This is a genomic window from Capnocytophaga sp. oral taxon 323 (assembly GCF_001278825.1).
In the GTDB taxonomy this organism is placed as follows: Bacteria; Bacteroidota; Bacteroidia; order Flavobacteriales; family Flavobacteriaceae; genus Capnocytophaga; species Capnocytophaga ochracea.
The window spans coordinates 2489102-2497500 of the sequence record NZ_CP012589.1; the positions used below are offsets into that span (position 1 = coordinate 2489102).

Below are 8399 nucleotides of genomic sequence, written 5' to 3' on the forward strand. Positions count from 1 at the left end.
TAGTACACCTAAGACAAATATAAATATTTAATTATGAAAAAACTTCTCTTTTTACTACTACTTCCCTTGGCAATGCAAGCACAACCGCTGGTGGAGAAAACACCACCTGATTATATCAAAACGATTATCTTCAAAGCTAACGGCAACGATAAAAACCAATTCCCTATCGTGCGCCGTAATGAGTCGTTTAGTTTGCAGTTCGACGATCTCGGGGGTAATGAGGAGACTTATTACTACAAAATCACCCATTGCAATGCCGATTGGTCAGTCTCTTCTCTGCTGAAAAGCGAATACCTTAAAGGCATTGATAACCAACCGGTACAGTCCGAGAGTAACTCCTATGGTACCCTGCAAGGCTATTCGCATTACCGCCTTACTTTCCCTAACGAACTCACTAAAATCACTCTCAGCGGTAACTATATGCTCTCTATCACCGATAGTTATGGCACAGAGCTCTTTTCACGCCGATTTGTGCTCTATACACCCCAAGTGAATGTACTCACCGAAGTAAAACGCGCTCGCGATTTGCAGTATTTCGATACCCAACAAGTGGTACAGTTCACTATTAAGCAGAAAGATTTTAGACTTGATAATCCTAATGTAGCGGTGAAAGTAGCCATACTGCAAAATTACCGTTGGGATACGGCTATCACGGGCGTAAAACCTCAGTACGTGATGGGTAACGACCTCGTGTATCGCTACGACCGCGAAACGGCTTTCTGGGGAGGCAATGAATACTTCTATTTCGATAGCAAGGATATACACGTGCCTGCATCGGGAGTCTATCGTTTGGATAGAAGCAAATGGGTAAATAGCTACTTGTTTACCAATGTAAGCCGCGCGAGCAGTGTCTATACTTATTATCCAGATATCAATGGCGATTTCTTGGTAACCACTATCAACGGAATGAACCCCAGCAACGAAGCCGATTACACCCAAGTGCATTTTGCCTTAGAAGGGAAATCTACTTTTTGGGGTAAAGAAGTGTATGTATACGGCAAGTTTAGCAACTACGAACTCCGCGAGGAATACAAACTCACTTATGACGAAAAAGACGGTCTTTTCAAGGGGAAAGTACTCCTTAAACAGGGATTTTACAACTATAAGTTTGCTACCAAAGCAGGCAACATAGTTGATTTCAACGAAATAAGTGGTAATTTTCAACAAACTGAAAACACTTACCTCGTGCTCGTGTACTACCGCGCTCCTGGGGCTCTCTACGACGAGGTGGTAGGCATCGGCTCTGCTTCTAGTACCAATATCACAAAATAGGTCGTAGTACCACAGGCTTTTATACATTGCTACACTTTACCAAAGTTTCACACTTTGGCAAAGTTGATTTCATTAATCATTAAACATTAATCATTATATCAATGTCTTCTCCTTTAGCAGAACGTATGCGCCCCACTTCCTTAGCGCAATATGTGGGACAAGAGCACTTAGTAGGAGCTCAAGGGGCTTTGCGCCAACAGATAGAACGCGGTCTTTTGCCATCGCTTATCTTTTGGGGTCCCCCAGGTACGGGTAAAACTACGCTGGCTAATATCATTGCGCACCAAAGCAATCGCGCTTTCTATACCTTGAGTGCCATTAGTTCGGGGATTAAAGAAGTGCGCGAAGTAATTGACCAAAGCAAACAAAGTGGTGGACTCTTCACTACCCAAAACCCTATTGTTTTCATCGACGAAATTCACCGATTTAACAAAACCCAACAAGATTCCCTTTTGCAGGCTGTTGAAAAAGGTTGGATTACCCTCATTGGAGCAACTACCGAGAACCCCAGTTTTGAGGTGATTCCTGCCTTGCTCTCTCGTTGCCAAGTGTACATACTGAACGCCTTTGAGCGCAAAGATTTAGAACAACTGCTTCACAATGCCATTACCCAAGATGCTATTCTTAAAACTAAAACTATTGAACTGCAAGAAACTGAAGCTCTTTTGCGACTCTCAGGTGGCGATGGACGCAAATTGTTGAACACTTTTGAGCTCATCGTCAATGCGACTCCTGAAGGTGAACCAGTAGTGATTACGAACGACAGCGTCCTCAGATTGGTGCAGAAAAATACCGTACTCTACGACAAAACGGGTGAACAGCATTACGATATCATTTCGGCTTTTATCAAATCGATACGGGGCAGTGACCCCAATGGTGCGGTCTATTGGTTGGCACGAATGATTGAAGGCGGTGAAGATGTGAAGTTTATCGCACGCCGTATGCTCATTCTCGCTTCCGAAGATATAGGCAATGCTAACCCTACTGCAATGATTTTGGCTAACAACACCTTTCAAGCCGTTACGACTATTGGTTACCCCGAGGCGCGTATTATCCTCAGTCAGTGTGCTATATATCTCGCTTCTTCTCCTAAGAGCAACGCTTCTTATAAGGCAATTAACAAAGCCCAACAAGTGGTAAAGCAAACAGGCGACCTGAGTGTACCTATCCATTTGCGCAATGCCCCTACCAAACTGATGAAAGAGCTCGGCTATGGCAAAGACTACCAATATGCTCACGATTATGAAAGTAATTTTGCCTTTCAGGATTATTTGCCTGATGAATTACAAGGAGAAACCTTTTATGAACCTTCCGATAATCCACGTGAAAATGCCCTGCGCGACTATCTTAAAAAACTATGGGGCGAGCGATATGGGTACTGAAATTAGCAAATTAGCAAATTTGAAAATTAGAAAATGAGGGAATTAGAAAATGAGGGAATTAGAAAATGAGGGAATTAGAAAATGAGGGAATTAGAAAATGAGGAAATGGGGTAAAAGCCAATAATGCTAGAAATACTGATAATTAACTTTGCCAAAGGTACGAGCCGCACAGGCAAAAACTTTGGCAAAGTGTGTGCCCCTAAAAGTAACACAGCTGAGCTTTCGAAAGATATCGGAGAAGTTCGGAAGAGGGGAGGGAGGATTTTTGGTGAAAAAAGGCTGTAAGGAGGGTGGGGTTAGCTTATAGAGAGCTTATAGGAAGCTTATACGAATCTTGGACGATTGGTATAGAAAGGGTTTATAAAGAGTTAATAGTGAGGAGTTAAGAGTTAAGAGAGAGAAGCAGTTTTGAGGGTAATAAATCGAAAGGAAAGCAAAGACGAGGTGAATAAATGGGGGAGAAAAGACTATAAAATTTTGAATTCAGATTTTAGTATTTAGAGTCTCTAAGCTATGTGCGTGAAATAATTTTTACTTTTCAGTTTTCTTCACTATCTTTGCACTCTTATTTATGGTTAAAACAAATGAAATTCAATATAGTTTCTGACTTTGCCCCTACGGGCGACCAACCTCAGGCTATCGACCAATTGGTAAAAGGTATAGAGCGCAACGATAAGTACCAAGTACTATTAGGCGTTACGGGCTCTGGAAAGACTTTTACTATCGCTAATGTGGTGGAGCGCATTCAGCGTCCTACTCTTGTGTTGGCACATAATAAGACACTGGCTGCTCAGTTGTATTCTGAATTTAAGGCTTTCTTTCCCAATAACGCGGTGGAATACTTTGTCTCTTACTACGACTACTATCAGCCGGAAGCTTATATACCTTCCACAGGGACTTATATCGAAAAAGACCTCTCTATTAATGATGAAATTGAAAAACTGCGTCTCAGTACGACCTCTGCTTTGCTGTCGGGCAGACGCGATGTATTGGTTGTGGCATCGGTGTCGTGTTTGTATGGTATCGGTAATCCTGTTGAATTCCAAAAGAATGTAATCACCCTCAAACAAGGCGATATACTCCTCCGTACCAAGCTGATGCATCGATTGGTACAAAGTCTCTATGCCCGTACAACAGCCGAATTTAGGCACGGCAATTTCCGCATCAAAGGCGATGTGCTTGATGTCTTTCCTGGGTATGATGACAACGCCTTCCGCATTCACTTTTTTGGCGATGAAATTGAAGAGATAGAACAGTTTGACCCTACTACTAATCACGTGTTAGACCACTACCAGAGCCTCAATATCTACCCCGCTAATATGTTTGTTACTTCTCCCGATATTCTCCAAAAAGCGATATGGAACATTCAACAAGATTTGGTGAAGCAAGTAGAGTTCTTTGAGGCTTTAGGCAAACCATTAGAAGCCAAACGGCTGAAAGAACGCACTGAGTTCGACCTTGAGATGATACGGGAATTAGGGTACTGTTCGGGTATTGAGAACTATTCTCGCTATTTGGACGGTAGAGAACCAGGCACACGTCCGTTTTGCCTTATAGATTACTTCCCCGATGATTTTTTGATGGTGATTGACGAAAGCCACGTAACCGTCTCGCAAGTACACGCGATGTATGGTGGTGACCGCAGTAGGAAGGAGAATCTCGTGGAATACGGTTTCCGCTTGCCCGCTGCAATGGACAACCGTCCGTTGAAATTCGAGGAGTTTGAAGCGCTTCAAAACCAAGTGATTTACGTGAGTGCCACCCCAGCCGACTATGAACTCCAGCAAACGCAAGGCGTGTACGTAGAGCAGGTGATACGCCCCACAGGATTGCTCGACCCCGAAATAGAAGTGCGTCCGAGTGCCAATCAAATAGATGACCTTGTGGAGGAAATACAACTGCGCACCGAGAAAGACGAGCGTATATTGGTAACCACCCTCACCAAGCGAATGGCAGAGGAGCTTACTAAATACCTCACTCGCATTGGTATTAGGTGTCGTTACATTCACAGTGATGTGGATACATTGGAACGCGTGGAGATTATGCAAGACCTGCGCAAAGGACTCTTTGATGTGCTTATAGGGGTAAACCTCCTCCGTGAGGGCTTAGACCTGCCCGAAGTGTCGCTCGTCGCTATCCTTGATGCCGATAAGGAAGGCTTTTTGCGTTCCACTCGTTCGCTCACTCAAACCGTAGGACGGGCTGCCCGCAACGTGAATGGAAAAGCAATAATGTACGCCGATAAGATTACTGAGAGTATGCAACGCACCATTGACGACACCAATTATCGTCGTGAAAAGCAAATGAACTACAACAAGACGCACAACATCACGCCTCAGCCTTTGCACAAGAAAATAGAGAACAGCCTCAGCAAGAGCCCTATAACCGAATTTCACTACGATCCTTCGTTTAAGGAGCGCACAGCTGCCGAAGCGCAATTGGTATATTTATCGGCTAAGGAGTTGGAAAAGAAAATCAAAGAAACCCGCAAACTGATGGAGGTAGCTGCTAAAGAGCTGGATTTTGTAAAAGCTGCACAGTACAGAGATGAGCTAAAGAAATTGCAGGAATTAGCAAATTAGCAAATGAGAAAATGAGCAAAGTGTGGTAATTTGGTGATTTAGGAATTTTGGTGTAATTTTGCACCCTAATACATTAAAAGATAAAAAAATGCAAAATGGTATTTATGCAAAGATAACTACCACGAAGGGAGTTATTTTACTTCGTCTTACTTATGAAAAAACGCCTGCTACGGTAGGGAATTTTGTAGCTCTTGCAGAAGGGAAAATGAAGAACTCACAAAAACCACTTGGTACGCCTTATTACGATGGACTTACTTTTCACCGAGTTATTCCTAACTTTATGATACAAGGAGGCTGTCCGTTAGGAACTGGCACAGGAGACCCAGGTTATCGTTTTGACGATGAATTTCACCCAGAGCTCAAACACAATAAACCAGGAGTCATTTCGATGGCAAATGCAGGACCAGGCACGAATGGGAGTCAGTTTTTTATTACTCACGTAGCCACCCCTTGGCTAGACAACAAGCACACGGTGTTTGGTGAAGTCGTGGAAGGACAAGAAGTAGTAGATGCGATTGCACAAGGTGATAAGATTGAAAAAGTAGAAATAGTGAGAGTAGGAGAGGAGGCAGAAAAATGGGACGCCTTAAAAGCCTTCAATGATTTTAATGAAGCTAAAGCAGCTCGTTTGGCTGAAGAGAAACGCAAAGCTGAAGAAGCCTTTACCAAAGAAGTAGTGGGCTTTGAGAAAACGAATAGTGGTTTATATTACCAAATTACCCACAATGGTAATGGTAAAAAAGCAGAAGCAGGGCAAAAAGTAGCCGTGCACTATACAGGTATGTTGCTTGACAAGACCGTGTTTGATAGTTCTTATCGCAGGAAAGAACCACTACAGTTTACTGTAGGTGTTGGACAAGTGATTGCAGGTTGGGATGAAGGAATATTACTTCTTCACGAAGGAGATAAAGCCCGATTGGTAATCCCATCAGAACTCGCCTATGGCAGTCGTGGTGCGGGAGGCGTAATACCACCTAATGCACCTCTTATTTTTGATGTAGAATTAGTATCAGTAGGGTAAACTTATTTTTTATTGAAGAAGAGTATTTAGCTATTAAGCCATTTACTCTTCTTAAAGTTTTTGCCTCTTCTTATTAAGTAGGCGTGATAGGCACTAGGGATATCGTTTTGCCATTTGGGCAACAAAAGCAAGATGAGGATTACATCTAATTGTGAGAAGAGCCCCCAATAAATAGCTAATTGCAAGAGAAATCCTCCGTGACCAAAGCCTATGAGGGAGATAAATGCTGTAAGTAAGCATAAGCCCCACAACTTGGAGAGAAAAGCGTGAGTACAGGTTTCTTTGCCAAACTTCAAAAAACTAATAGTATAACATAACCCTTCCATTATAAAAATAGCGATTACTTCATACCGATACGTCTTTATGAGTTCAGGGTTGAGATGATAACACGCTATTCCTATAGAGAGCCAGAATACTAAATCTGTTTGGCTATCCATTCGTCGCATTTTTACTGTACTAATACCCATTTGCCTTGCGATAATCCCATCGAAAATATCGGAGAGCAAGCCAAGGATGATGAAAACTATAATCCATAGCCTTGCTATTGATTCTTCAGCGTAATAAGAAAAGATCAGTATGGTAGGGGCTAATAAAAAACGGAAGGCTATTAGTAAGTAAGGTGTCTTCATTTTAATAAGTTTTTATGAGAACAAAAATACAATATTTTTTTAGTATGCAAAAAAATATATGTCTTTTGGTAAATTAGCAGATTATGTATTATATCACACTTGAGAACTAAAATTATTATGATAGGACAATTTGGAAACTACTTATAGAGGTTAGAGATAAAAATGTGAATGTATGTTTAACTGTTGGTAGTTAGTTGTAAGAGAAGAAAAGCGTGTTAGAAAACACTAAGAAACCCAAAAATGATTATAACATTAGTATTAATAATCAATCACTTACAGAAGTATTAAAAAAATCTTCAAAAAAAATTGTATAAAAATTTTGTAGGTAAATAAAAAGGTTATACCTTTGCACCCGCAAAAGAGGAGAGTAGTGCCTCTGGAGTGGAATAAACAACACGTACCTTGACATAATGTTGTACAGCACAAAGAAGATTTAAAGGATTGAGTGAAACCTGAAGTCAATAACTTGAAGATCGGTTAGAAGATATAAAAGAATTTAACGATGAAGAGTTTGATCCTGGCTCAGGATGAACGCTAGCGGCAGGCCTAACACATGCAAGTCGAGGGGGAAGTTACTTTCGGGTAACAGAGACCGGCGTACGGGTGCGTAACGCGTATACAATCTGCCTTTCACTGGGGGATAGCCCGAAGAAATTTGGATTAATACCCCATAGTATAGTAGTGTGGCATCACACAACTATTAAAGCCTTGGTGGTGAAAGATGAGTATGCGTTCTATTAGCTAGTTGGAGAGGTAACGGCTCCCCAAGGCTACGATAGATAGGGGTTCTGAGAGGGATGTCCCCCACACTGGTACTGAGATACGGACCAGACTCCTACGGGAGGCAGCAGTGAGGAATATTGGACAATGGTCGGAAGACTGATCCAGCCATGCCGCGTGCAGGATGACGGCCTTATGGGTTGTAAACTGCTTTTGTAAGGGAAGAATAAGGAGTACGTGTACTTTGATGACGGTACCTTATGAATAAGCATCGGCTAACTCCGTGCCAGCAGCCGCGGTAATACGGAGGATGCGAGCGTTATCCGGAATCATTGGGTTTAAAGGGTCTGTAGGCGGGCTGGTAAGTCAGAGGTGAAAGCGCTTAGCTCAACTAAGCAACTGCCTTTGAAACTGTTGGTCTTGAATGGTTGTGAAGTAGTTGGAATGTGTAGTGTAGCGGTGAAATGCTTAGATATTACACAGAACACCGATAGCGAAGGCATATTACTAACAATTAATTGACGCTGATGGACGAAAGCGTGGGGAGCGAACAGGATTAGATACCCTGGTAGTCCACGCTGTAAACGATGGATACTAGCTGTTTGGAGTAATCTGAGTGGCTAAGCGAAAGTGATAAGTATCCCACCTGGGGAGTACGTTCGCAAGAATGAAACTCAAAGGAATTGACGGGGGCCCGCACAAGCGGTGGAGCATGTGGTTTAATTCGATGATACGCGAGGAACCTTACCAAGGTTTAAATGGAGACTGACAGAGGTAGAGATACCTCCTTCTT

5 protein-coding genes and 1 rRNA gene (1 of these 6 cut by a window edge) are annotated in these 8399 nt (G+C 42.4%); 5 read left to right on the top strand and 1 reads right to left on the bottom strand.

What is annotated here, in order from left to right:
- Nucleotides 1-33: 33 nt before the first annotated feature.
- The 4 genes from AM608_RS10810 (at nt 34) to AM608_RS10825 (ending at nt 6257) form a co-directional block, all read left to right on the top strand.
- The gene (locus AM608_RS10810) at nt 34-1272 is read left to right on the top strand and encodes a type IX secretion system plug protein domain-containing protein (protein ID WP_053581749.1); all 1239 of its coding nucleotides are present in this window, start codon (nt 34-36) and stop codon (nt 1270-1272) included.
- Between the two features lie 101 nt (nt 1273-1373).
- Nucleotides 1374-2654, top strand: a complete 1281-nt coding sequence (locus AM608_RS10815; protein WP_053581750.1) for a replication-associated recombination protein A — start codon at nt 1374-1376, stop codon at nt 2652-2654.
- 584 nt (nt 2655-3238) lie between these two features.
- Complete coding sequence (gene uvrB / locus AM608_RS10820; protein WP_053581751.1) at nt 3239-5236, top strand: excinuclease ABC subunit UvrB; 1998 nt, start codon at nt 3239-3241, stop codon at nt 5234-5236.
- A gap of 88 nt (nt 5237-5324) precedes the next feature.
- The gene (locus AM608_RS10825) at nt 5325-6257 is read left to right on the top strand and encodes a peptidylprolyl isomerase (RefSeq protein WP_053581752.1); all 933 of its coding nucleotides are present in this window, start codon (nt 5325-5327) and stop codon (nt 6255-6257) included.
- Nucleotides 6258-6283: 26 nt separating this feature from the next.
- On the opposite strand, the gene AM608_RS10830 is transcribed toward AM608_RS10825, so the two are convergent.
- On the bottom strand, nt 6284-6886 hold the full coding sequence (locus tag AM608_RS10830; protein ID WP_053581753.1) for a CDP-alcohol phosphatidyltransferase family protein: 603 nt from the start codon (nt 6884-6886) through the stop codon (nt 6284-6286).
- Nucleotides 6887-7385: 499 nt separating this feature from the next.
- Here AM608_RS10830 and AM608_RS10835 point away from each other — a divergent pair.
- A 16S ribosomal RNA gene (locus AM608_RS10835) occupies nt 7386-8399 on the top strand (it continues 502 nt past the right edge of the window).

Bases quoted from the DNA above. Each gene is read 5' to 3' on its own strand.
- AM608_RS10810 (WP_053581749.1), top strand. From the start codon at position 34: ATGAAAAAACTTCTCTTTTTACTACTACTTCCCTTGGCAATGCAAGCA.
- AM608_RS10815 (WP_053581750.1), top strand. From the start codon at position 1,374: ATGTCTTCTCCTTTAGCAGAACGTATGCGCCCCACTTCCTTAGCGCAA.
- uvrB (WP_053581751.1), top strand. From the start codon at position 3,239: ATGAAATTCAATATAGTTTCTGACTTTGCCCCTACGGGCGACCAACCT.
- AM608_RS10825 (WP_053581752.1), top strand. From the start codon at position 5,325: ATGCAAAATGGTATTTATGCAAAGATAACTACCACGAAGGGAGTTATT.
- AM608_RS10830 (WP_053581753.1), bottom strand. From the start codon at position 6,886: ATGAAGACACCTTACTTACTAATAGCCTTCCGTTTTTTATTAGCCCCT.